At 68.7% G+C, this 23,653-nt stretch carries 20 protein-coding genes; 4 read left to right on the top strand and 16 right to left on the bottom strand.

Annotated features, from left to right (window positions below; translation table 11 throughout):
• Positions 1–9: 9 nt before the first annotated feature.
• Together OHB24_RS36125 and OHB24_RS36120 are read right to left on the bottom strand one after the other, a co-directional pair.
• Positions 10–1,338: a SidA/IucD/PvdA family monooxygenase gene (locus tag OHB24_RS36125; RefSeq protein ID WP_327635403.1), complete on the bottom strand. Its 1,329-nt coding sequence runs from the start codon at positions 1,336–1,338 to the stop codon at positions 10–12.
• 22 nt (positions 1,339–1,360) lie between these two features.
• Positions 1,361–2,641 carry an ATP-grasp domain-containing protein gene (locus tag OHB24_RS36120; protein WP_327635402.1) on the bottom strand — a complete coding sequence of 427 codons (1,281 nt, stop codon included), beginning with the start codon at positions 2,639–2,641 and terminating at the stop codon, positions 1,361–1,363.
• Between the two features lie 281 nt (positions 2,642–2,922).
• On the opposite strand from OHB24_RS36120, the gene OHB24_RS36115 reads away from it, so the two are divergent.
• Positions 2,923–3,762 carry an AfsR/SARP family transcriptional regulator gene (locus OHB24_RS36115; protein ID WP_327635401.1) on the top strand — a complete coding sequence of 280 codons (840 nt, stop codon included), beginning with the start codon at positions 2,923–2,925 and terminating at the stop codon, positions 3,760–3,762.
• On the opposite strand, the gene OHB24_RS36110 is transcribed toward OHB24_RS36115, so the two are convergent.
• Entirely contained in the window at positions 3,713–4,897 is a 1,185-nt protein-coding gene (locus OHB24_RS36110; protein ID WP_327635400.1) for a glutamate synthase-related protein, read from the bottom strand. The two genes, OHB24_RS36115 and OHB24_RS36110, sit on opposite strands and share 50 nt — an antisense overlap.
• 219 nt (positions 4,898–5,116) lie before the next feature.
• On the opposite strand from OHB24_RS36110, the gene OHB24_RS36105 reads away from it, so the two are divergent.
• Positions 5,117–6,127 (top strand): matrixin family metalloprotease, encoded by a 1,011-nt coding sequence (locus OHB24_RS36105; RefSeq protein ID WP_327635399.1) that lies wholly within the window; start codon positions 5,117–5,119, stop codon positions 6,125–6,127.
• Here OHB24_RS36105 and OHB24_RS36100 read toward each other — a convergent pair.
• From OHB24_RS36100 to ddaH, 6 genes are read right to left on the bottom strand one after another with little or no spacing between them, the layout of a single operon-like run.
• A complete protein-coding gene (locus OHB24_RS36100; RefSeq protein ID WP_442913934.1) occupies positions 6,112–7,380 on the bottom strand; it encodes an APC family permease in 1,269 nt (422 codons plus the stop codon). The two genes, OHB24_RS36105 and OHB24_RS36100, sit on opposite strands and share 16 nt — an antisense overlap.
• A 17-nt stretch (positions 7,381–7,397) precedes the next feature.
• Positions 7,398–8,405, bottom strand: coding sequence for an asparagine synthetase A (locus OHB24_RS36095; protein ID WP_327635397.1), 1,008 nt, complete (start codon positions 8,403–8,405; stop codon positions 7,398–7,400).
• On the bottom strand, positions 8,350–9,696 hold the full coding sequence (locus tag OHB24_RS36090) for a methylaspartate mutase (RefSeq protein ID WP_327635395.1): 1,347 nt from the start codon (positions 9,694–9,696) through the stop codon (positions 8,350–8,352). Before OHB24_RS36090 ends, OHB24_RS36095 begins: the two co-directional genes overlap by 56 nt.
• A complete protein-coding gene (locus OHB24_RS36085) occupies positions 9,693–10,145 on the bottom strand; it encodes a cobalamin B12-binding domain-containing protein (RefSeq protein ID WP_327635394.1) in 453 nt (150 codons plus the stop codon). The genes OHB24_RS36090 and OHB24_RS36085 overlap by 4 nt, the downstream gene beginning before the upstream one ends.
• Positions 10,146–10,190: 45 nt before the next feature.
• Positions 10,191–10,532, bottom strand: a complete 342-nt coding sequence (locus OHB24_RS36080; RefSeq protein ID WP_327635393.1) for a hypothetical protein — start codon at positions 10,530–10,532, stop codon at positions 10,191–10,193.
• On the bottom strand, positions 10,529–11,392 hold the full coding sequence (gene ddaH / locus OHB24_RS36075; protein ID WP_327635392.1) for a dimethylargininase: 864 nt from the start codon (positions 11,390–11,392) through the stop codon (positions 10,529–10,531). Before ddaH ends, OHB24_RS36080 begins: the two co-directional genes overlap by 4 nt.
• A 125-nt stretch (positions 11,393–11,517) precedes the next feature.
• Here ddaH and OHB24_RS36070 point away from each other — a divergent pair, with 125 nt between their 5' ends.
• Positions 11,518–12,933 (top strand): hypothetical protein, encoded by a 1,416-nt coding sequence (locus OHB24_RS36070; protein ID WP_327635391.1) that lies wholly within the window; start codon positions 11,518–11,520, stop codon positions 12,931–12,933.
• A 52-nt stretch (positions 12,934–12,985) separates the two neighbouring features.
• Here OHB24_RS36070 and OHB24_RS36065 read toward each other — a convergent pair whose 3' ends face one another.
• Positions 12,986–14,281 (bottom strand): MFS transporter, encoded by a 1,296-nt coding sequence (locus OHB24_RS36065; protein WP_327635390.1) that lies wholly within the window; start codon positions 14,279–14,281, stop codon positions 12,986–12,988.
• A gap of 192 nt (positions 14,282–14,473) precedes the next feature.
• Between OHB24_RS36065 and OHB24_RS36060 the strand changes: the two genes are divergently transcribed.
• Positions 14,474–15,718, top strand: a complete 1,245-nt coding sequence (locus OHB24_RS36060; RefSeq protein ID WP_327635389.1) for a cytochrome P450 family protein — start codon at positions 14,474–14,476, stop codon at positions 15,716–15,718.
• 52 nt (positions 15,719–15,770) lie between these two features.
• On the opposite strand, the gene OHB24_RS36055 is transcribed toward OHB24_RS36060, so the two are convergent.
• The 6 genes from OHB24_RS36055 to OHB24_RS36030 are packed head-to-tail and all read right to left on the bottom strand — an operon-like array spanning position 15,771 to position 23,627.
• Entirely contained in the window at positions 15,771–17,570 is a 1,800-nt protein-coding gene (locus OHB24_RS36055) for an ABC transporter substrate-binding protein (RefSeq protein WP_327635388.1), read from the bottom strand.
• Positions 17,571–17,596: 26 nt separating this feature from the next.
• Positions 17,597–18,853, bottom strand: coding sequence for an ATP-grasp domain-containing protein (locus OHB24_RS36050; protein ID WP_327635387.1), 1,257 nt, complete (start codon positions 18,851–18,853; stop codon positions 17,597–17,599).
• Positions 18,854–18,859: 6 nt separating this feature from the next.
• On the bottom strand, positions 18,860–19,993 hold the full coding sequence (locus OHB24_RS36045; RefSeq protein WP_327635386.1) for an FAD-dependent oxidoreductase: 1,134 nt from the start codon (positions 19,991–19,993) through the stop codon (positions 18,860–18,862).
• 6 nt (positions 19,994–19,999) lie between these two features.
• Entirely contained in the window at positions 20,000–21,637 is a 1,638-nt protein-coding gene (locus tag OHB24_RS36040) for a class I tRNA ligase family protein (RefSeq protein ID WP_327635385.1), read from the bottom strand.
• Positions 21,634–22,101 carry a cupin domain-containing protein gene (locus OHB24_RS36035; RefSeq protein ID WP_327635384.1) on the bottom strand — a complete coding sequence of 156 codons (468 nt, stop codon included), beginning with the start codon at positions 22,099–22,101 and terminating at the stop codon, positions 21,634–21,636. Before OHB24_RS36035 ends, OHB24_RS36040 begins: the two co-directional genes overlap by 4 nt.
• A 2-nt stretch (positions 22,102–22,103) precedes the next feature.
• Positions 22,104–23,627: a PqqD family protein gene (locus tag OHB24_RS36030; protein WP_327635383.1), complete on the bottom strand. Its 1,524-nt coding sequence runs from the start codon at positions 23,625–23,627 to the stop codon at positions 22,104–22,106.
• Between the last annotated feature and the right edge of the window lie 26 nt (positions 23,628–23,653).

Here is a 23,653-nt window from a genome sequence, read left to right as displayed (position 1 = left end):
GCACGCCTGTCAGGCGGACACTGCGCCGTCGGCAGGCACCGAGACAGCAGTACGACGGTGGACGCCGTTGACTCGCTTGGCGGCGCGGTGAGCGAGGATGTCCTGCGCGATGTCTGCGGCCCGGTTGCCGAGGACGCTGAGCAGCGAGTCGGCGATGCCGTGCGTCGCCTCGTTCACGCCTTGCAGGTAGCAGGCCGCGTCCGACGGCTCGCCGAGGTCCAGACGGTACTGCCGGTTGACCTCGATCCGGTCGAGCCCGATCGCCGCGCCGAGCCCGCGGATCAGCCCGGGCATCTCCCGGACGAAGCCGGTGCCGAGGAAGACCAGATCGCGACGTAGCTCGTCGACGCCGCCGGTCTTGCGGTCAGTGAGCTCGAGGACGATCTCGTCCCCGTCGGCGCGAGCACCGGTGATGTCGGTCATCGGCACCAGCCGCTGCCGGTCGACGCCGCTCAGCCGGTCCAGGTACAGACCGGTGTAGAGCTCCTGCAGGAGGTCGCTCTCGACGCCGGAGTAGTTCGTCAGGTGCATCTCCTGCAGGATCTGCTTCTTGCCCTCCGGCAAGGCCTCGAAGAACTTGTCGATGTACGACGGGTAGTAGAGCTCGTTGGTGAACTTGTTCGTGTCGTACGCGCGCAGCCCGATCGATCGCATCACCCAACTCACATCACTGTTGGGCAGGTCGTGCTGCGTTGCCCGGAACATCTCGGCCGCGCTCTGCGCCGCGCCGACCACCGCGATCCGGTGCGGCTGGTCCTTGTCGAGGGTCGCGATCCGGCTGCGGTACCGGGTGCTGTGGATCAGCCGGTCGGCGGGCAGATGGCTGAGCTCCGGCGGCACGTACGGGTCGCGCCCGGCGCCGACGACCAGGTAGCGGCTGGAGATCTCGGTGCCGTCGGCGAGCCGGGTCAGCCATCCGGTCAGACGGCCGGCGGAATCCCGGACGGGTTCGACCGACGTACAGTCGCAGCCGAGCCGCAGCTGCACCTTCCGCAGCGATTCCGACACCCACTGCAGATAGCCGGAGACCTCGACGCGGTACGGCGTGAAGCTGCCCATGTTGATGAAGTCGTCGAGCCGGCCGACGCTGCGCAGGTAGTTCAGGAAGGTGAACTTGCTGCGCGGGTTCCGCAGCGTCACCAGGTCCTTGGCGAAGGCAACCTGGCTCTTCGTCCAGGGCAGCAGCAGGCCGCGTTGCCACTCGACCGTCGGCCCGCGTTCGATGAGGAGCGAGCTCTCCGCCAGGCCGTCGGCGCCGAGTTCCTCCAGCGCGACCGCGAGGGCGAGGTTGGCCGGCCCGGCGCCGATGGCGAGCAGTTCGACGTCGTGGTTGGTCATAGCAACTCCAAAGGGTCGTGGCTCACCAGGGCCGTCCGGAATACTCGGGCTCGTTCAGCGCGTCGTACTTCAGTTGCACCAGATCGGCCGCGGCAGTCAGCCGGTCGGCACAGGTGGCGAGATCGCCCGCGCTGCAGACGACGTACGCGTGCCGGCCGATGTGTGCCCGCGGTGGCAGCCGGACGGTCGCTCCGGGTTCGACCATCGGATGTGCCTCCACCAGACCCGGCGCCGACCCCGGCTCGGGGACGGTGATCTCCACGACGCGGCAGTCCTCGGGCGGGTAGCAGAACCGGATTCCGACGCAGGTCCGATGGTCGGGCTCCAGCAGGGGACGGTTGCCCCGCGCCACGTCGACCAGGACCGCACCGGGGTCGATACCGGTGGCCAGCTTGCCCAGGTACGGGATCAGGTCACCGCCGAGCCGGCCGTTGATCTCGATCACCACCGGTCCGCGCGAGCTGAACCGGATCTCGGTGTGGGTGATGCCGTACGGCGCGCCGATCGCTTCGTGCGCGGAGCGGAGCAGCTCGCGCAACTCGGGGTCGTCCAGCAACGGGTCCGCCCCGTCGACGAGGTGTCCGACCTCCTCGAAGTACGGCGGTTCGCCTAGCTGCTTGTGGGCGATGCAGAACGGCAGGTACTCGCCTGCCACCACCGCACCGTCGACGCTGATCTCCGGACCGTCGACCAGTTCCTCGATCAACGCCCCACCGTGGTACTCGACCGGACCGTTCCGGCTCGAGCTGTCGGCGCGGTCGAACGCGTCGGCGATTCCGGCCGCATCGCTCACCACGGCAACGCCGATGCTCGCCGCCATACCGCGTGGTTTGACCACGACCGGATAGCCGATGTCCTCGGCCGCGGCGGCGGCTTCGACGGCCGTCGTGGCCACCGCGAACTTCGGCTGCGGCAGACCGGCAGCAGTGAGCGCCTGTCTGGTCCGCGCCTTGTCGCGACAACCTTGCGCACCTCGTGCGGTCAGACCGGGCAGCCCGAGTCGCTCCGCCACCAGGGCGGTCGCGATCACCGACGGTTCGTCGTACGTGAAGACTCCGCGGACTCCGTACGTACGGGCAACAGCTTCGGCGGCCGCGAGCAGACCGTTGTGGTCTAGCACCAATCCGGCTCCCTCGAGAGGGACGACCACAGAGCTGCCGGCAACGTACGGCGTCTGCCAGGTGGCCTGCTCGTCGTCGATCAGCCAGAGCCGGCTGCACGCGGCCGCACCTTGGACCAGGTACTCGCGGTACGGCTGGAAGCCGCTGCCCAACTGCAGCACGACACCGTTGTCGTCGTTCACGCCAGCCTCCCGGGAGCCGTCACTGACGAACGAGAGGGGTTGATCCGGTGTGGGTGATACACCTACCGATGGCAAGTGCGGGATATCCGTCGCGCCAACTGCTTGTACTCAAACAGGTGACGGCTCTACCTTCACGGGAGGTAGCTCGGAAACAACCTAACGAGAAGTCGCGATACCTGTACGACAGGGCCCGCCCGCCCGAGACTTCTCGCGGTATTGGAACGTTCCCGAGCCGGGCGGGTCTTGAGGATTCTTCTTACCCAGTGGGGGGAGATCGATAGATGCGCGCTCGGCCCGTACCGGCAGACGATCCTGATCCGGACATCCCGCCTGCCGGAGCCCACCGATCGGTGCGGCTGCGGATGCTCGACGGCTTCTGGGTCGTCGACGGTCAACAGACCTTGTCGATCCCGCTCAGTGCGCGCCGCGTCGTGGCGTTCGTCGCGCTCCGCGGGCGATCCAGCCGCGCGGAGGTGGCCGGCACCCTCTGGCCGGAGGTGTCGGACTCGAAGGCGCAGGCCTGTTTGCGCACCGCGCTGTGGCGGCTCCGCCAGCTGAGTCCACAGCCCCTGATCACCGGTGACGAGACGCTGCGCGTCGACGAGTCCGTGGACGTCGACGTGAACACCCTCATCACCGCCATTCGCCGAGTGATCAACGACGGCGAATGCGGTGCAGACCAAGGGCTCTTGCCGACCCTCGCCGCGATGGGCGAGCTGCTCCCGGGCTGGTACGACGACTGGGTCCTGCTGGGGCGGGAACGCCTGCGCCAGCTGCAGTTGCACGCGCTCGAGCTGACGGCCCAGCAACTGACCTGCTCCGGGCGGTACGCCGAGGCGATCGAGGCAGCGATGGCGGCCGTGCGACTGGAACCGTTGCGGGAGAGCGCGACCAGGGTGCTGATCGAGGTTCATCTCGCCGAGGACAACGTGGTCGAGGCGATCCGCCGGCTCGAGTTCTTCCAGCGGAGTCTGGCCAGCGAAATCGGTGTCGAGCCCACGCCGGAGCTGGTGGATCTGGTACGCAGCCGGCAGATCGGAGCCGATCCGCGCAGGGTTGTCGCAGACATCTTCAAGCTGGACCGGAGCCGAGCCCTGTCGCCCAGGACGACGCTGGCGTAGGGCTCCAGAGATCTTCCGGACCGAGTGCCTGCACGTGGTACTTGCCGAGAGCACTGACGAGGAACTGCAACTCCAGCGCGAGGCACTCGACGAGATTGACGAGGCCGTGGTCGGGGTCGGTGTCCACCGCGATGAGCGCGGCCCGGCCCAGGCCGCCCGCGGTCGCGCCGAGGGCCAGGCACTTGGCGACCCGCGCGCCCTCCCACATCCGTCCGGAGACCAGCAGGCAGGACGGGTCGGAAGGTGCTCGGTCGTGCCCGATCCGCTGCAGGCATTCGCCCAGCGGAAGCCCGACGTGGCGGAGGAAGGCGCGCGGAGCCCAGCCTGTACCTGCCTCGGCGCCGTCGACGGACACCGCGTCCGCGCCGGCTGCCCAGGCCACCTGCGCTGCTGTCGAGACGTCTCGCGCGGGCGGCAGTTTCACCCACACTCTGGCCCGTGGATAGTTGTTGCGCATCAGGCGGATCTGTTGCCGCAGGATCTCCTCGGTGAAGGTGCCGGGGCTGCTGCTGCGCAGGACCCGGTCGCCGCCGAAGACCGGGTCGAGGAGGTACGCGTCGGCCAGCCGGGCGGCGGCGTCCGCACCGACCAGAGTCATCCCGCCCAGCCCGGGTTTGGCGCCCTGCCCGACCTTGAGTTCGAACGCGAGCCGCCCGGACTCCAGCAGTGGAAGGGCGTTCGGATCGCTGTACACGAGGTTCCACACCTCGGCGTCGGCGTCCTCGGTGCTCTGCTGGACGACAACGCCGCCGTACCCGTCCAGTGCCCCGTCCTGGTACGCGCGGATCCGGCCGAGCAGCGAGCGTTCCGCGTCGTCCTCGAGCCGCCCGTAACTGTTGACCGGCATCACGTTCTCGCCGATGACCATCGGGATCCCGAGGCGTCCGGCCTGACGGCCGGCGGCCAGGCCGAGTGCGACGCTCGCCGCCTCGGTCGAGCCGAACGCCGAGACGTACACCGGCAACGCCGACCGGAACCCGCCGATCGTCGTCTCCAGCAGGACATCGCGGTACGTCGGCTCCCGGGCCAGTTCGACGAGTTGTGCCAGCCGCTGCGGTACGAAGACCGGCGGCACCAGCCGCAGGCGGTCGAGGTGATCGTCCTCCGGAACGGAACAGTCGGCTCCGAACAACACGTGCCCGTAGTCGTCCGTGGACGGGAACGCGTCGGCGGCGCCGGTCCGGGCGCGGCGGCGGATCGACTCTTCGGGGAACCCCTCGGCGTACAGGATGCGCTCCTTCGGTCGGCTTCTGACCGGAAGAGGCGTTGGCGGTACGACGAAAATACGGCCCGTATCAGTGGACGTCGTCGGGCCCCTCTAGCAAGTAGGGGCGTCGGCTCGAGGGGGACACCAATGAGGTTCACGCGTGCAATCACGATCATGCTCGGCCTGACGCTCGGCGTCGGCTCGATCCCGCCGACGGCCACCGCCGTCGCGGCCGATCCATGCGGCTTGCCACGAGGTGTGCTGAAGGCGAGCGACCTGGCGTCTCGCTCCGCGATCGAGTGCGGCGCGGTCGGACGGCTCGTCGACGCGGGGGACGGCGTACCGCTTCAGGTGCAACCGCCGGGTGGCAGCGTCACTCTGGACATGCTGTATCCGAACGAGGCCCGGACCTACAGCCTGACGACTGACGCCCGAGGTGTGGTGACTACCGGCGAGCACGTCACGAAGGACCGCTTCCCGGACCTGCCCGGTCCGGGAGCATGCGAGCGAGACAGCTACCTCCTCCGTCCGTACAAGTGGTACCGGCCATGGTTGTTCCGGACGACCAAGGGAACGGCGCTCACCAACGGCAGTCAGGCCGACTTCGATGCGGCTGCCCGCAGGTCCGTGGTCAACATGACCCGCGGCCGCAACACCTGCGGTATGCGAGGCGACACCGCCGCATCGGGCGGCCTGGTCGGCCACACCGCCGTACGCGGCAACTTCGTGTACGCCGACGGCCAGACGACCTGCGGTGCCTCCGACGGCCGCAATGTGATCGATGCGGGGGACCTGCCCGGCGACTTCCTCGAGGCGACACTGGCGTGGACCTGCACGTGGGCGGAGACCCGCCATGGCGTGACGCAGGCCGTCTCGGCCGACATCCGGATGAACAACGGCGACTACAAATGGACGTACGACCCGTCCCGCGACACAGCGTGCGACCCGGCGCAACCGCCGGATCAGGACCGCTGGCGGTACGACGTGGAGTCGGTGCTGACCCACGAGATGGGCCACGTCTACGGGCTCGTCAACCTGAGTGCCGCCGAGGACCTCAACCTGACGATGTACCCCGGCGTACGACGCTGCACTGCACACATGCGCACCTTGGGCCGCGGCGACGTACTCGGCCTGCGGGCGCTCTACGGACGCCGCTGAACGCGTGGGCGGGACAGCCTCAGGTACAGCAGCGCGGCCACGCTGACGAGCGCCGGCCACAGAAGGTAGACCCCGGCCATCAGGAGCAGGACCACAACGGCTCCCTGCGCGACAAGTGCGGCGAAACGTGCCCGGCTGCGTCGCGGCAGCAGCTTCACTGCCGCCGCGACGCCGACGGCGTACACGGTCACGAACAGCCCGGTGGTGAGCAGGACCAGCGATTGCGGAGCGACTCCTGCCACCACCACGACAACGGCAGTCACCATCGACATTGCGCTGAGTACGGCGAGACTGCGGCGTGGCACGACGCCCGCAGAGCTGCCACGGGCCAGCCAGACAGGGAGAGCGCCGTCGCGAGCGAGGGCCGCGCCGAGCTTGGATGCGCCCGCGTAGTACGCGTTCATCGCACCGAAGGTCAGGAGGACGGCCGCCGCCGCGGCCAGCACGCGGGCGTTGCCGCCAAGGCCGATCGCGAGTAGATCTCCGAGCGGCGCGTCGGTGTCGGCGGCCCGCGGGCCCAGCACCGTGATGGTGGCGAACGCGACGCTGAGGTAGATCACGCCGACCACGATCACCGCGATGGCAGTGGCTCGCGGTACGTCGCGGGCCGGGTGGCGGAACTCGGCGGTGAGGTAGGTGACCGTCTCCCAACCGACGAAGCTCCAAACCAGGAGCGCGGCGGCAGGGCCGATCGCCTGCCAACCGTGCGGCGCGAAAGGCTGCAGGTTGGACAGGTCGGCGTGCGGCAGCGAGAGCGCGACCGCGAGGCCCAGGAAGAGCGTCAGCAGCCCGGCGAGGCCGATCTGGACCCGGCCGGTCACCTCGATACCGAAGGCGTTCGCAGCCGGCACGACGGCCAGGAGCGCCAGCATGGTTGCGAACACGACGCCTTGTTCGCCGCCCAGCGCTGCTTCGACGTATCCACCCGCCCACAGCGCGGCGGCGGGACCGCCGACCGGTACGGACAGGTAGAAGCACCAGCCGACGATCGCCGCTGCCCGCTCACCGAAGGCCAATCGCGCGTACGTCGCGATGCCGCCCGAATCCGGATAGCGCGCACCGAGTGCGGCGAAGGTGGCAGCCAGCGGAGCGGACACCACTGCCAGGCCTAACCAGGCCAGCAATGACGCGGGGCCTGCTACTTCGGCGGCGAGCGCCGGTAGCGCGATGACACCGGTCGCCAGTACGGCTCCGATGTACAACGCCGTACCTTGCCCGAGACTCAGCCTGCCGGTTTCTGTCACGCGCGACATCCTCGCTGGAACCGCGGTCAGGGTGAAGCGATGCCGGGTACCTTCGGAAAGGCGCTGGCCTGCCAGACCGAGTCCAGCCCGGCGACGTAGCGGGTGAACCGCTCCAGGCCGAGACCGAAACCGGCGCTCGGCGGTACGCCGTCCCGCAGCATCTGCAGGTACCACGCGTACTTCGCCGGGTTCTCCGCCGTCTCCCGCATCCGCGCGATGATCGTGGCGTAGTCCTGCTCGCGTTCGCTGCCGCTGCACAGTTCGCCGTACCCCTCGGCGGCGATCAGATCGAAGTTCCGCAGCATGCCGGGCAGGTCCTTGGACTCCCGGTCGTAGAAGCCGCGCGATCCCTTCGGGTAGTCGGTGACGAAGAACGGCCGGCTCGCCTTCGCCGACAACTTCGCCTCGCCCACCCAGTCGAGCTCGGCGTCCGGGCTCTGGTCGTGACCGGTCGCCCGCAGGTCGGCGACCGCGTCGGCGTGCGTCCGGCGCCCGAACGGCGTACTGAGCAACTCGGCGAGCTCGGACGTGTCGCGGCCAAGGGCCTCGAACTCGTCGGGGAGCTCCGCCACCACCTGCTGTACGACGTGGCGCACCAGGTCCTCCACGATCGCCATGGCGTCGTCCCGGGACGCGTCCGCCATCTCGATGTCGATCTGGTGGAACTCGGCCAGGTGCCTGCTGGTCGACGCGGTCTCGAGCGGTTCCAGCCGGATGTTCGGCGCGATGAAGAAGATCTTGTCGAACGACGTCAGCGCGGCCTGCTTGTAGAGGATCGCGCTGGTCATCAGCTTGTACCGGTGCCCGTAGTAGTCCACGTCGACCTGCTTGGCGCCGCGCGCGCCCGGGTCGGTGACCGGGCCGATCACCGGCGGCAGCAACTCGATGAAACCCTTGGCGCCTAGGAACTCCCGGGCCGCGGCGAGCATCCGGTGCTGGATCTTGAGGACCGACCGGGTGACGGGTGAGGTGAGGTGCTCACGCGGACTGGCGGGCAGCCGGGCTTCGGTTTCCGGGATCCGGGTCTCGGTCATCTGTGCTCCCTGATGAGTCGGCTTGGAACTCCTGCTCGAGGCTCGCGTTGTCGAACGTCCGTTCCACGTACGACAGCGAGGCCAGCAGCCCGGCCGCCGTCAGCTTCGCGGAGTCGGTCGGGCCGACGACACCGCGGATCGGCAACGACCCGATCGACGACCACTGCAGCCGCCCGGTACTGTCGAGGTAGCTGCGGGCCCGGCCGGCGTTGTCCGGATGCAGGCAGTACGGCACGTCGAGGTAGCCGCGCCGGAAGGCGGTGGCCAGTGCCGCGCCGAGATCCGGGCCGAGGTCGAGCACCGCCTCGATCAAGGCGGTCGCCTCGGCGTGGATGCCGGTGTCGACGGGATCGCCGGCGATCGTGAGGCAACCTTCGGCGGCCAGCGCCGCGGTCTCGAGAGCGGCGACGTTCTCGGCGAACGTGGGAATTCGGTAGCCCTCGGCAACCGTCTTCACGATCAGCCGCGCCGCGCCGGCCCGGACCGCGAGCCTGGCCGCTTCCTCCAGGAGACCGGTGGCACCGTCAGGCGTCCGCGGATACACCCCCATGTAGGTGTAGACGACGATGTGCCAGTCGACGTCCGGCAGCCACTGCGTGGCCAGCCGGCGCAACGCCAGCAGCGCTTCCGTGTCCTGATCCGGGTTGGTTTGCTGGGCGTAGCTCAGCGAGACACTACGGATTCCGTGCTGCCGGAAGAACATGCACTCCAAAACGCTCAACGCCACTAGCAGGCCGGGTGGGCAGAGCTGACCCATCATGCAGCCGCCGAAGCTCTCGACGTGCGGTTCGACTCCGGTCGCTCTGACCTCCGCCAGCAGGTCACAGCTGCGGGCCCAGTTCGGGATCGAGTCCTCCAGCGGCATCCGGCTGTAGGGCAGGCAGTAGGAGACCGGCCCGCCCTCAGTCGCATGCAGACCAGCCTGGATCAGCGCGGCCACGATCGGCTCGGGACAAGGGGATCCGTGCCGAATCTGCACCGGGAAGTCAGGCCCGGCGACACCGTCCAGTACCGATCGGGTGACGGCCGGGTCGTGCGCGACGATGGGGTATCCGTTGAGCTCGATGCCAGCAGCAAGTGCAGCGCGCGCGTTCGCGTTGTCACCCATTCGGGTGTAGCTGTCGAGCGTGATCGTGCCGACCGCGGTCGCCGTCGCCTTCCGGGTGGCCAGGAGCCCCGCGTGCATTGCGGCGGGATCGCTGACACCCATCCGCGGTTGCACCACGAGCTTGCCTGCTTGGTGCGCCCGGGCGACGAAGTCACCGAACGAGCCGGTCTCCGGGACGCTCACGAAGCCTGGCCGATGGCGAGCCGGCCGACGTACGACTGGAAGGCGGTGAGCCCGGTGCCGTCCTCGAAGACCGCGCCGTACCCGGCCGCTGTCAGTTGGGTCCGGCTGCGGTCGCAGCCCGGTCCGGCGATCCCCAGCTTCCCGCCGATCACCATCGGAGTGCCGGCCAGTTCGGCGTGGTTCCGGACCTGACGGATCAGCCGCAGGCCGTCGTGGAAGCCGTGCCCGTTGACACTGCTGACGACGATCAGATCCGGCCGCAGTCGCAGGCATTCGGACACCATCAGCTCGTCCGGAACGCAGGCGCCGAGGTTGTGCACCTGATGGCCGAGCTCCTCGAGAACCAGTTGCAGGACGACCAGATTCCAGGTGTGCGAGTCCGACGACACGCTGGTCAGCACCACGGACAAGCCGTCGGCGCTGACCTCCAAGCCTTCGGCGTGATTCATGACAAGCAGAGTGCGGATCGACGGTGGCCTGATACATCCGGCCGATCAGCCGGGGGCGATCTCATCGAGGTCGGACACCCCGGTCGCGGCCTGTGGACCGTACCGCTCCCAGCGTTCGTGCAACCGGATCCGACCGTCGGGCAGCAACTCGGGTGTGCTCTCGCAGTGCCCTGCGACCAGTACGCCGTCGGCGAGCACCATGGTGTAGCTGAACTCGAGTGTGTCGTCCGGCCGGCACACGCCGGTGAGCGCACCGCGCCGTACGCGACCGCCGCTGAAGTCCGCCCAGAGCAGGTCGCCGCGCTGCCGGTACGACGCGACCGTGACGTCGTTGCCTTCCGCATGGTGTCCGGCGGGGGAGAACCTTCTGCCGTTGTAGTCGATCATCCGTGTAGCTCCAACGTGCAGCACTTGACGCCACCACCGGCCCGCAGGAGTTCGGAGACGTCCATGCCGATCGGGACGAAGCCTGCCTCCCGCAACTGTGCGACCAGGTTGGTGGAACCTGCCGGCATCAGGACATGCAGGCCGTCGGACACCGCGTTGAGAGCGAACACGGCGGCGTCTTCGGCGGTCGCGATGATCGCGGACGGGAAGAGTTCGCGCAGGATCGCCTGACTCCCCGGGGTGAAGGCGCCCGGGTAGTACATGACGGTCTCGTCGTCCAGCGCGGCCAGTGCGGTGTCCAGGTGGTAGTACCGGTCGTCGACGAGGGTCAGGCCGATCACCGGGCGGTCGAAGTACTGCTCGCTCTCGAGGTGGGCCCGGCGGTCGGTGCGGAACCCGCTGCCGGCCAGCAACCAAGGCCCGGCGGACAGGTAGTCGCCTTCACCCTCGTTCGCCGTCGAGGCCTGCTGGACGTGCAGACCGCGACCGGCGAACCATTCCAGGTACGACGCCGACTCTGCGTCCCGCTCGGCGTGCCGGAAGCGGGCTACGAGCGCGCGGTCGCCCCAGACGGTCGCGCCGTTCGCGGCGAACACCATGTCCGGCAGCCCGGGCACCGGTGGGATCACGTCCACGGTGTGCCCGAGGTCGAGCAGCTGGTCGTGGATCCGCTGCCACTGCGCCGCCGCGATCGGCTGGTCGGTCGGCTTGGCGGGATTCATCCACGGGTTGATCGAGTAGGTGACGTCGAAGTGGGTGGGCGGGCACATCAGGTACCGGCGATGGGTGCTCCGCCGGATCGCGGCGTCGGACAGTACGTCGGCGGTGGTCGGCGTACCGACCTCGGAGATGAGTTCCATGCCGACAAGAGCGCGCGGGAGCCGCGATCAGATACTCGCGCCGGCCGGTGTATTTCCGGGCGACCGCGCCGGTCTCTGTCCGAGCAGGAGCGCTCTGTTCCGTCTTGACCCCGGAGGTCCCGAATATGCTGACCGGCCTGAGCCGAGCTGAACTCACTGCCCAATACCTGGACGAGATCAAGCGCCGCGGGATCTCTGCCGCCGAACTCGTGAGCACCCACCCCGAGTCGATCGGGTTGCAGTCGGTGTACGGCGGCCGGTACCTGGCGCGGCCGCTGTTCCTCGGCGCCGACGAGTGTGAGCAGCTCGCGAACGACATCCTGACCATGCACGCTGCACTCACCAGCCTGCCCGACAAGCTGTACGGCGGTGATCTGGCGGCGTTCGCCCGTTCGGTCGGAATGACCGACGTACAGGTCTCGGCCGTACTGCGCAGCCGCGGCGCGACGGTGACGAAGCAGAGCCGCGCCGACCTGTACCTGGACGAGAGCGGGTTCAAGCTGCTCGAGTTCAACATGGGCAGTGCGCTCGGCGGCATCGACCAGTCCGACATGGCCCGGGCCTTGCTCGATCAGCCGATCCTCGCGGAGTTCGCGCAGACGCACCGCCTGGCCTACGTGGACACGATGCGCGAACAGGTCAACAACATGTTCGTCGAGTCCGGGTTCGCGCACGACTCCCGGCCGGTGCTGGCCACCGTCGACTGGCCGAGCAGCTACGAGACCCTCGAGCCGTACATGCGGCACTTCGCGACGCGCCTGCAGGACATGGGAATCGACGCCCACGTCGGCCACATCGGGCAGCTCGAGGTCCGCGACGGCGGCGTCTGGCTCGGCGACGTGAAGGTCGACATCATCCAGCGCCTCTTCATGCTGGAGGATCTGCTCGAGCACTCGGACGCGTCGGCGATGATGGACCCGATCCTGGACGCCGCCGCCCGCGGCGAGGTGAAGATCTTCACGCCGCTGGACGCCGAGATGTTCGCCAGCAAGGGAGCTCTCGCGGTGCTGTCCGACGAGGCCAACCGCCAGTACTTCGACCAGCAGACCCTGACCAGCCTCGACCGGATCCTGCCCTGGACCCGGATGGTGCGCTCCGGGCCGGTGACGCTGGAGGACGGCACACAGGTCGAGCTGCTCGACTACGTGCTCGGTCATCAGGCAGAACTGGTCCTCAAGCCGACGTCGCGGCACAGCGGGGAAGGCGTGCTGCTGGGCTGGCGTGCCGACACCGACGGAGAGCTGTGGGAGGAGCGGGTTCGGGAGGCACTAGACGGCCCGTGGGTCGTCCAACGCCGGATCCGTCCGGTGCCGGAGCTGTTCCCGATGCCGGACGGCGACCCGGCGCCGTGGCTCGTGAACTGGGGCGTCTACACCGTCGTGAACGGGTTCGGCGGTGTGTACGCGCGGGCCATGTCTGTCGAGTCCGACGTCGAGGTGGTCCGGCTGGACGCCGGCGCGTCGGTCGGCTGCTGCCTGCATGCCCTGCCGGAGGACTCGGACGTCGAGCCGGGCTCCGCGCTTCCGGTCCGCAAGAACTGAAAAGAAGGGGGCCGGTGCATCTTGCACCGGCCCCCTTCTTTTACGCGGATCCTCAGGTGGCTGCTTCGGGGTTGGCGCCGGGGGCCTCGGAGGTGGCAGCCGCGTCGGCCGGCTGCTCGTCGGGGCGGCGCATCCCGATCCGGGCGCAGACGGCGGAGAGGACGGCCACTGCCGCTGCCCACAGCCAGAAGGTCTGGCCGACCTTCTCCCACAGGAAGACGCCGACCGCCGGACCGACCGCGTTGCCGAGACCGAAGACACTCAGCATGGCGCCGGAGTACCGGCCCCGCAGGTGCGGTGGCGCGACCATCCCCGGGTAGGCGAACGTGGTCGGTGCGCCGATGATCTCCGACGTCGTCCAGATCAGCGTGCCGATGATCAGCAGCACCGGGACCAGCGCGATCGCGTAGACGCCGTAGCCGACCGCGACCAGGCCGAAGCCCGCGATCGCGGTCAGGCGCAACGGCCAGGTCTGCACGTACTTGGTGGCCGGCACCTCGCAGACGGCGACCACGATGGCGTTCGCGGAGACGATCGCGCTGTACCACCACAGGCTGAGGCCGTCGTTCACGATCGCGAGCGGAAGCACGGCGATGTACTGGCAGTAGACGATCGTCACCAGGAACACGGCGGCCAGGTAGAAGTCGTACCGCCAGTCCGCCAGCACCGCGCGGTACCCCTGCTTCGGCTCCGCGGCCTTGGCGGCGCTCGCGGCCTCGTCCGGTGCGGCCTTTCCAGGAAGGAACTTCCAGGCGATCGCGCTGTAGAGCACGGCGGCGAACGCCTCCGCCCAGAACAGCAGGTTGTACGAGACCGACACCAGCGCGACGCCGACGATCGGTGTCACCGCCGTACCGAGGTTGATGGCCAGCCGGTACATCGCCATCGTCATCACGAGCTGACCCGGCTTGGTCAGCTCGGCCAGCATGGCCTGCGCGGCCGGCCGGTTCAGCTGGCTGACGGTGCTGACCGTGATGATCGCCAGGAGGATCACCCAGTACACGTTGATGTACAGGATGGAGACGATCAGCGCGGCCGAGCCGAGCATGCTGATCAACGTCGCCGCCCGGGCACTCAGCCGGTCGGTCAGCCAGCCGCCGACGAACGCCCCCAGCACGTGACCGGCGCCGTAGACGCCGAGCGCGAAACCTGCCTGGCCGACCGTGAACCCGCGGTGGGTCATGAACAGCACCAGGAAGATCTGCAGGAAGGCGCCCAGCCGGTTGACGAAAACTCCGAACAGCAGCGCCTTCGACGTGATCGACGTCTGGCGCCAGGTAGCGATGGCGCCCAGGCCTTCGCCCGGCTGCCCGGCCGAACCCGGTTCGCGGTCGACTTCTTCGCTCATCAGCCACTCCACCCCTCTGTGCGTTCGGTCCTGCACGTTATCGGTTGGAGCGCCGTACGGACAGCCCTCAAAGGCAACAAAACAAGGCGTATCAGGGCCTGGCCGGTGCTGCCTCTGATGAATGACGGCGACGCGTAGCGGAAGCGTACGTGCGCCCCTGTCGACATGCCTGCAGCCAGGAGGATCGGATCTATGACAACCGAAATGACGGAGGCCCTCCCGCGGATTCCGGACGACTTCATGCAGAGGCCGTACGAGATCCTCGAGCCGTACCGCACAGCCGGCCGGGTGCACCACGTGGTCTTCCCGCACGGTGCCGACGTCTGGCTGGTGACCCGGTACGCCGACGTACGCGCATTGCTCCAGGACCCCCGGGTGAGCAAGGACGGCACCCGGATGAACGAGATGTTCGCCCGCCACACCGGGACCTACGTCGAGGACGAGAAGCCCGACGTCGGCTTCGACGACGAGCTGTCGCAGCACATGCTGAACAGCGACCCGCCCCGGCACACGCGGCTGCGTTCGCTGGTGAGCAAGGCGTTCACCCTGCGCCGGATGGATGAGTTCCGGCCGCGGATCGAGCAGTTGGTCGACGACTACCTGACCAAGCTCGAAGGCCGCGACGACATCGACCTGGTCACCGAGTACGCCCAGCCGCTGCCGATCAATCTCATCTGCGACGTGCTCGGCATCCCGTTCGAGGACCGCGAGCGGTTCCAGCAGTGGGCGGTCGAGCTGGTCGGCGCCGGGCACCCGCCGGAGGTGGTCGAGACCGCCTCGAAGAATGTGCTCGCCTACGGGCACCAGATCATCGCGATGAAGCGCGAGAACCCGGCCGACGACATGGTCAGCGCGATGCTCGAGGGCAACCCGAACGGCGACCGGCTGACCGACGACGAACTCGTCGCGATGATCTTCCTGTACACGGTGGCCGGCCACATCACCTCCCAGCACACGCTGTCGAACGGCATCCTCAGCCTGCTCAGCAACCCCGACGCGATGGCGCGGCTGCGGTCCGACCTGTCGATCATGCCGCAGGCGATCGACGAGCTGATGCGGTACGACGGCGGCGTCGGAGTGGCCACGTTCCGGTTCACGGCGGAGGACATCGAGATCGGCGATGTCGTCGTACCGAAGAACAACATCCTGGCGCTGTCGATCCTGTCCGCGCACCGCGACGACGAACAGTTCCCGAACGCGAACACGCTCGACCTCGACCGCCGTCCCAACGGGGTCCTGGGGTTCGGCCACGGCCCGCACTTCTGCATCGGGCAGCCACTGGCCAAGATGCAGACGGACATCGCGCTGACCCGGCTGATCGAACGCTTCCCGCACCTACGCATGACCGCGGACCCGAGCTTCCTGGAGTGGGAGCCCAGCACCCTCCTCCGAGGCATGCACCACCTACCGGCCACGACCCTTCCGCCGAAGCCCTGAAACGACGGACCGCCCCGGCCGGATGATCGGCCGGGGCGGTCTGCTGTTCAGGTCACTTCTCGACGTAGTACCAGTCCTCGGGGTTGATGAGGCCGTACGGGTTGATCGGCTCGACGCCGCGGAGGTTCTTCGCGACCTCGAACATCCGGTTCGGGAAGCCCGGCGACCAGATGGTCGGCACCTGTTCGGCGATGTAGTCCTGGTACTCGTACATCGCCTCCGGGTCGTCGCTGTGCACCGTGCGGTCGATCAGCTCGTCGGCCTTCGGGTCGCTGTAGTCCCCGAAGTTGCTGCCGCCACCGGTGCGGAACAGCATCTCGCCGGTCAGGTGACCGTAGAAGGACCAGCCGCCGTTCCAGGTGTTGATCTCCCACAGCCGCTTGCTCGGGACGCCGGGGCTGTGATCCTCGGCCACCATCACCGACCCGTACACCGGCTCCAGCTTCAGCTCGATCCCGGCCTTGGCCGCATCCTCCCGGTACATCTCCAGCAGCCTGGTCAGCGCGACCTTGCCCTCGACGTACCGGATCGTGAACGAGAGCCGGTCACCGATGTCGACACCATCACCGGCGCAGCCGGCCACCTCACCCGGCTGAACGCAGCCGGCCGGCAAGGTGCTCGTGTCCCAGCCGTGCGCCTCGAGCAGGTCGCGGGCCGCGTCTACGTCGAAGGGCATCGGGTCCTTGCGCTGCTTCGGCGACACGTGCGGGTTGGCCGGCGACGGCGGCACCGGCCCGTCCATCCGGTACGCGTTGCCGTGGTAGATCTCGCGGATCGCGCGGTCCTGGTCCAGGCACATCTGCAGCGCCTGCCGGACATAGGTGTGCTTGTAGATCCGCGCCGCGGTGGAGTCGCTGTCGAAGTTGAACGGCATGTAGCGCACCACGAACACGTCCTGCGGCACCAGCCGGTACGAATCCGCGAGCGGGTCCTCGCCGTCGTCGGTGAGTCCCATCCCGAACGGCAGGTACCCGATCTGGATCCCGTCCGGCGCGTCCGGTCCGGCCTGCAGACGCTCGTACATCACCTCGTCGGTGTCGTTCTGCACCTGCCGGAACTCGGCCAGGTGCGGCTTGTTCGGGCCGGAGTACTTGTCGTTCGGGACGAAGGTGACGACGCCGTCGACGGTGTAGCTCTTCAGCCGCCACGGGCCGTTGACGACGCTCCACACCGGGCTCTCGGCCCAGCCGCCCCGGAAGTGGTTCGCCTCCATCGTCCACTCGCCGTTCTGCGACACGAGGTAGTCGTAGACGGCGGGAATGTCGGCCACGTCGTACGACGCCCGCGCCGGGCCGCTCGCCGTTCGGTCCCAGGCCTTCGGCATCGGGGTGATCAGCGACAACTGGTTCATCTCCACCCAGGTCCTGGAGTACACCTGGTCGAAGGTGAACCGAACCTTGTCCTCGGCAACCTTCTCGTACGACGCAAGGTTGTCCGGGAAGTACCCGGGTACGTAGTAGCCGAGCCGGTCGCCCTTGACCGCCATCATGTTCACCCAGAACATCACGTTGTCGGCGCAGATCGGCTCACCGTTGGACCACTGCCAGGGCTTCAGCGTGACCGTGACGCTCAGTCCGTCCTCGCTCCACTCCGGCGGGTAGGCCAGGCTCAGTTCGGGGTTCACCTCCGGCCTGCCCTCGCGGCCGAGCCAGTAGAGCGGGCGGAACATCAGCACCTGGAACTCGTACAGGTTGCGGATGCCGATCCGTTCCCGTGGCGTGAACGGGAAGATGGCGGCCGGCGGAAAGCCGGGGTTGCAGGCCCAGGTGACGGTGCCACCCTCGACCCCGACTTCCCGTCGGTCGTCCTCGGACGGCTGGTCGGACTGCTGTTCGGACAACACGGTGGACATCCGGGTCACCTCTCGTCGGGGTTGGATCAGGCTCGGGTAGGGGCCGTCAGGCGTACGTCGATCTGCCCGGCGAACTCGTACGCCGTCCGGATCGCCTCGTCGAACGTCGACCCGCTGGTACAGAGGAAGCCGAGGATGTTGTTGCCGTCCGGCGGGCGCCGGATCACGTCGCCGGGCTTGGCCGTGATCTTCAGGAAGAACACCCGGTCGGACCCGGCCACCGCGGGCGGCACGGTGATCTCCTCGACCCGGCCAGGTCCGCCGATCAGGCAGGTGCCGGCCAGGTGTACCCCGGTCGGCCGGTAGTGATGCACGTCGGGCTTCGTTCCGGCGGCGACGGCCATCGCGGCGCGGATCGGGCAGTATCCGGCACTCAGCCGGGCGAAGTAGTCCAGCCCGCCGCCACCGGGGCGGACAGCGATCTCCAGCAGGTGCGGCCGGCCTTGGTGGAAGCGGACCTCGGCGTGCATCACGCTGCGCCGTAGACCTTGCGCGTGGGCGGCGGTGGTGACGACGTCGTGGACGGCGGCGAGTTCGCCGGCGTCGAGGGTCGTGGGCGCCCGGTGGGCGTCGTCGTCGAAGGTGCTGCCCTCGACCGTGATCCGGTCGACGATCCCGCCGAGATACACCTCGTCGTCCCAGGCGAGTGCCTCGATCTGCAGCTCCCGGCCATCCAGGAAGGATTCGACCAGCAGTCCGTACGGGCCGAGGTCGAGACCGTCGGCCTCCATCTGGAACCAGGACATCCCCGCCATGCCCTCGAGCGCCTGCGGGAACCGGGCGCGCAGTTCGTCCGGGCCGTCGATCCTGAACACGAAGTTGCTCGCGGCACCTAAAGTCGGCTTGAGGATGATCGGGTAGCCGAACTCGTCCGCGGCCGCGAGCGCGGCGGTGACGTCCGGCGTCAGCCGGAAGCGGGGGACCGGAGCGCCACCGCGCAACTGGGCCTCGCGCATCAGGAGCTTGTTCCGGCTGATCCGCGCGGCGTCGAGGCCGACTCCGGGCAGGCCGAGGGCCTCGGCCACCGCGGCGACCGTGAGTACGCCGGACTCGGAGAAGGTGAGCACGCCGTCGAATCGCTCGTGCGCATGCCACGCGCGAGCGGTCGCGATGATGTCGTCGATGTGCCTGGAGCCGGTGATCCGGTACCGCTCGTCCGGCCAGTAGCCGGGTTCGCCGAGGCCGTTGAGAACGAAGAGGGTCCCGCCGAACTCCTCGATCTGGCGGTAGCGGGACTGGTAGTAGCGGGCGTTCTGGACCGCTTCGAGGGCAAGTAGCTTCACGGTTGTCTACTCCTTCCCGGCCGCGGCGAGAAAGCGCGGCTGGTCGACCGACTCCAGGCCGGTCGGGCGCGGGGTTGCGCCAACGACGCGATCGGCGAGCGCGCGGGCGATCTGCGGTGCGAACTTGAAGGACATTCCGCCGCAGGCGGCGTACGCCCAGATCGCGCCTGCGCCGTACGACGCCAGCAGCGGTCCGCCCCGGGTCCGCTCGGACAGGTAGAAGCCGTCGAAGCAGTCGACGACTGCCGCCGGATCGAAGCCCGCGAGCACCTCGGTGAAGACGCCGATGAGGTGTTCGCGCCATCGATCCGGGGTGTCCCGGTCGGTCATCCCGGCCGCCGGCCGGCAGGCGCTGGCTGCGCTCAGCCGCAACGACGCAGCCGAATGCGCCGGCGCTGACATCAACCAGGCGTCGCCTGCCGAACCGAGTCCGAGGACCGCGGGCATCCCGGCCGACTGAGGCCGGTACGACAGCACGCTCTGCCGACACAGCGTCAGATCGGAGGCGACGGCGGCCGGCACCAGCTCGCGGGACCATGGCCCGGCCGCCACGACCACCCGGTCGGCGGTACGAGTCTCGCCGTCGGCGAACCGGATCAGTCCGCCCTGTTCATGCTGGGTCACCTCGACGACCCGCTGGTGCGGATGCAGCCGAACCTGCGGCCTGCTACCCAGCCAACGTGCCATCGCGACGAGCGCATGGTCGGCCAGGACGACGCCGGCGGTGGCCTCCAGCACGGCTCCGGACCCGGCCGGGAACCGGATCCACGGATACCGTCCAGCCAAGTCTGTCGGCGACAGACCCCAGGCTCTCGCACCGGCGGCGATGAGAACGGCGAGGTCGCCCGCCACGGTCCGCTCCGGCATCGCAGTGAGCGCGCCGGAGGGGTGATAGAACCGCGAGCCGATCAGACTCTCGACCTCCAACCAGCCCGTGTGGGCCCGGGCTGCCGCCGATGTCAGCGCCGGCTCACCGCGATGCAGGGCGCGGACCACCCGGAGCCGGTCGTTCGAGGTGGCCGTGGGCGACGGGATCGGACCGGCGTCGACGAGTTCAACCCGCGTCACGCCGGGCGCGCGGACACATTCGACGGCGGTGAGCAAGCCGACGACGCCACCACCGACCACGGTGATGCGCATCTGGGATCACCCGGCGGCCGCGTCGGCCGCCAGCAGGGGAGGCGCGAACGGGGTCACCTCGGCGGCGTCGAAGGCTCCGGCGACCAGGGTCCCGCTCTCCGGCGAGTCGTCGAAGACGCCGGCGTCGCGCGCGGCGGCGGCCAGATCGATGAGGATGGGCGAGGCCAGCGCGAGCAGCGCCTTGACCTCGCAGAACAGGTCGCCCCAGGCTTCGGGGTCCTCGTCGAGGCCCTGGCCGTCGAGGGTCGTCGCTCGCCGTCGCAACCGGTCGATCTGGACCAACACAGTGTCCGCCGAGCGGTTCAGGTTGAACGTCGGCATCTCGTAGCCGAGGTCGAACCGCTCGAGCATCAGTGCCACGCGCTGCCGGCCCGCGTCCGAGACCGGCAGCCGGCTGTCGCCGCCGGCGTTCGCGACCGCTTTGGCGAGGATGCCGGCCAGCTGGTTCCACGGGCCGACCAGCCGTTCCTCGGCCATCGTGTCGAGGCCCGCCCGGCTGAAGGTGGACCGCTGGTACTCCGGTGCGGTGAGCGCCAGGTACAGCCGGGCGATGTCGCGCGGCACCTCCTCGAGCAGCTCCTCGGGGGTCAGCACATGTCCCTTGCTGGTCGAGAACTTCGAGCTCTCCAGCTCGTAGAACTCGTTGTTGATGATCGACTCCGGCCAGACGTACTTGTCGCCGTGCGCCATCAGCATCGCGATGTGCGGAAGGCAGAAGTAGTAGGCGTTGTCGAAGCCGAGGAAGTGCACGATCCGCAGATCCTCGGCCTTACGCCACAGGTCGCCGGGCACAGTGTCCCGGCCGAGCTTCGCGGCGGCGTACGACGTGGTGAACATGCCGGCCGGGATCAGTTCGAGCCAGGCGTTCAGCACCTGCCCGGGGACCTCCGGGAACTGGGCGTCGATACCCCAGGTCAGCGGGAACGTGATCGGCACGTCCTGCAAAGGCCGGGACAGCAGCTCGGCGATCATCTGCCGGACGTGCGGCCGCCGATGCGCCGCCAGCTTTTCGTGGTACGTCGTCAGTTGCGCTCGGTACTCCTCGAGCGGGAGCACCATGATGGTGGCCTCGCGGTAGGTCAGCTCGTCGTCGGGGTTGATCGTCGAGTGCGGGTTGATCAGCTGGTCGAAGTTGTTCGGGTGGCAGCAGGTCTCGCACAGGCCACCGCGGCTGCTGGTCAGGCAGACCGGGCAGTCGCCCTCGATCAGGCCCTCGACCATGAACTCGCCGGTGCGTTCGAGGAAGGGCAACCGGACGGTCTTCAGCCGGAACACGCCGGCGGCGTGCAGCGCGCTGAAGTACTGCAGCACAGTGGCGCGGTAGGTCTGGTCGAACGGGCCGAACCCGTCGATCGAGATGCCGATCGCGCTGAGCGCCGCCTGGATCTTCGCGGTCGACTGCTTGCACAACTCCTCGGGCGTGATGCCCGCGCGGCCTGCCGACGCCACCACATAGGTCTGGCTGTCGTCGGTCTCGGAGGTGAAGATGACGTTCCGGCCGCGGGCTCGCTGGTACCGGGCGTAGACGTCGCCGGCCAGGTACGGCCCGGCGATGTGGCCGAGGTGCATGCCGCCGTTCGGCGTCGGGTTCGGACCGAGGACGAGGACGGGACGGTTGTCGTCGGACGGCAGCAGTTGGGTCATTGGCTGGCTCCTACTCGCTCGGCGGTCTCGATGGCCTCGGCGGTCCGGTCGTTCTCGGCGGCGTTGGCGGCGGCCTCGGCGGCGAACGTCTCGGTGTCCGATCCGGCGTACTCGGCAAGGAATCGGTGGGCCATCTGCGGGTCCCACCAGATGCTGCAGAAGACGAAGTCCTCGTCGGTGAGGTTGTGCACCCGGTGCAGCTGGCCGGGCGTGAAGTACGCGACGTCGCCGGCCCGGAACGGCTGCCGCTCACCGCCGCACTCGATCACGCACTCCCCGGAGACGGCGACGAAGATCTCCTGCTCGTGATGGGTGTGCAGCTTGGAGACCGTCCCCGCCCGGCAGACCGCGTAGCTGGTCTCGAACGGGGCGTTCAGGACCGGCCACGGTTGCAGGCGCTGGGTGTCCACGCCGTACTCGTGCAGCAGGTTGTCGCGATCCAGCCGGGAGATGTGTACGACCATGGCTACCGTCCCGAAATCTGTTCGAAGGTGTTCGGACCGTCCTTGGAGTGCCGGGTCTCGATGACCGCCTTGTGCGGATCGCCCGCCAGGATCAGGTCGATGACCGGCGTACCGCCGTCGGTGCTCTGCACGGACCGGCTGTACAGCACGCGCAACTGGCTCGGCGTGAGGCCGCTGATCCGCTCCAGTTCGGCGGCCAGCGTGGGATCTTCGGCCGCACCGGCCAGCAGGCTGTGGATGTCGCTGATCCGCACGGACAGGGCCGGGTACTCGCGATCCAGGAACCGCTCGAGCCCGGCGCCCTGTCCGGCGAAGGGGGAGTAGGTCATGCAGACCAGGTGCTCCTCGGTGAGCCCGAAGGTCGTCAGCGCGTACTCCTCGGCGGCCCGCCGCATCCGGAGCGGTGCGTCCGGGCCGTCGTACCGGACGCGCATCACCTCGACCAGTTCGTCCGGGATGTCCTTCTTGCGCATCAATCCGAGCGCGAACCCGACGTACTCGGTCAGGCCCTCGTCGTACGACCGCTGGAACAGGCGCTCGGCCTTCAGACCGCGCAGGTGCGCCATGAGTGCCGGGTTCGCACAGTCGGACTCGGTGAAGCTGAACGCGAGGTCGTCGAACTCGAAGCCGAGGAAGCCGGTCAGCAGGTCGAAGTGGTCGCCGGCCGCGTAGGCGGTCTCACCGTAGACGGTGAAGAACCGCAGCCGATCCGGGACGTCCACGCTGACCCGGCGCTCGGTGATCGCGGCGGTGGCCTCCGGGCCGTGGATGTCGGCGAAGTACGACTGCGAGATGTCGTCGAGCCGGCCGAGGATCCGGCCGAACCCGCTCCGGCCCGCACGCTGCCGTTCGGCTGGGGCAGTGCGCAAACTCCGGGCCAGCCGGCCGACCCAGAAGCTGTACTGACGTTGCTCCTGCGGTGAGTCGCCGGTGATCAGCACGTCGGCGCCGTCGCCGTACGCCGCCGCCAGCCCGAAGGCGTTGAAGACGCTGAGATTGCAGGAGTTGCAGAACGTCGGCCGTCCGTCGGCGAACGTCCGGTGACCGGTCATCAGGATGTCGAGCCGATTGCGCCGTACGACGTGTTCGCGCTGCGGGGAGTCGACGTCGAACGCGCTGATCTCGTCGCCGTCGACGAGCAGCAGCTCGCAGTCCGGGTCGTCGGTCAGGCCGAGCGCCCGGTACTCGCGGTCGATGTTCTCGAGTACCGCGCGCGGCATGCCCGCGTGCCGGTTGGTCGCCACCCGCATCCGGAACGTGCGGCCGTGAACCCTGTCCAGGATCAGCTGCATCGCGCGGACGAAGGCCAGCATGTACGCGCTGTCCTTGCCGCCGCCGAACGCCACCAGGACGAGGTTGCGCTCCAGCTCCCGCCGGTGCGGCAACTCGTCGAGGAGCCGTCCGCTGCAGCGCAGCGCCTCAGCCATGAGATCGGGCGGCATCGCCGACCGCAGCCCGGCGAGCGTCCGTTCCCGTGCCTGTGCGACACCGTCGGCAGGGGAGCGATCCAGTTCGAGTGTTGTCATCCGGTTCTCCTCGCGGGCTGGGCCTT

The organism is Kribbella sp. NBC_00482 (assembly GCF_036013725.1).
Classification (GTDB): domain Bacteria; phylum Actinomycetota; class Actinomycetes; order Propionibacteriales; family Kribbellaceae; genus Kribbella.
This window is presented reverse-complemented; position numbering and strand designations above follow the sequence as displayed.

Coding starts and splice junctions, on each gene's coding strand:
- OHB24_RS36040 (WP_327635385.1), bottom strand. CDS start 21,637: ATGACCCAACTGCTGCCGTCCGACGACAACCGTCCCGTCCTCGTCCTC.
- OHB24_RS36125 (WP_327635403.1), bottom strand. CDS start 1,338: ATGACCAACCACGACGTCGAACTGCTCGCCATCGGCGCCGGGCCGGCC.
- OHB24_RS36080 (WP_327635393.1), bottom strand. CDS start 10,532: ATGATCGACTACAACGGCAGAAGGTTCTCCCCCGCCGGACACCATGCG.
- OHB24_RS36065 (WP_327635390.1), bottom strand. CDS start 14,281: ATGAGCGAAGAAGTCGACCGCGAACCGGGTTCGGCCGGGCAGCCGGGC.
- OHB24_RS36105 (WP_327635399.1), top strand. CDS start 5,117: ATGAGGTTCACGCGTGCAATCACGATCATGCTCGGCCTGACGCTCGGC.
- OHB24_RS36095 (WP_327635397.1), bottom strand. CDS start 8,405: ATGACCGAGACCCGGATCCCGGAAACCGAAGCCCGGCTGCCCGCCAGT.
- OHB24_RS36070 (WP_327635391.1), top strand. CDS start 11,518: ATGCTGACCGGCCTGAGCCGAGCTGAACTCACTGCCCAATACCTGGAC.
- OHB24_RS36055 (WP_327635388.1), bottom strand. CDS start 17,570: ATGTCCACCGTGTTGTCCGAACAGCAGTCCGACCAGCCGTCCGAGGAC.
- OHB24_RS36085 (WP_327635394.1), bottom strand. CDS start 10,145: ATGAATCACGCCGAAGGCTTGGAGGTCAGCGCCGACGGCTTGTCCGTG.
- OHB24_RS36060 (WP_327635389.1), top strand. CDS start 14,474: ATGACAACCGAAATGACGGAGGCCCTCCCGCGGATTCCGGACGACTTC.
- OHB24_RS36115 (WP_327635401.1), top strand. CDS start 2,923: ATGCGCGCTCGGCCCGTACCGGCAGACGATCCTGATCCGGACATCCCG.
- ddaH (WP_327635392.1), bottom strand. CDS start 11,392: ATGGAACTCATCTCCGAGGTCGGTACGCCGACCACCGCCGACGTACTG.
- OHB24_RS36030 (WP_327635383.1), bottom strand. CDS start 23,627: ATGACAACACTCGAACTGGATCGCTCCCCTGCCGACGGTGTCGCACAG.
- OHB24_RS36100 (WP_442913934.1), bottom strand. CDS start 7,380: ATGTCGCGCGTGACAGAAACCGGCAGGCTGAGTCTCGGGCAAGGTACG.
- OHB24_RS36035 (WP_327635384.1), bottom strand. CDS start 22,101: ATGGTCGTACACATCTCCCGGCTGGATCGCGACAACCTGCTGCACGAG.
- OHB24_RS36045 (WP_327635386.1), bottom strand. CDS start 19,993: ATGCGCATCACCGTGGTCGGTGGTGGCGTCGTCGGCTTGCTCACCGCC.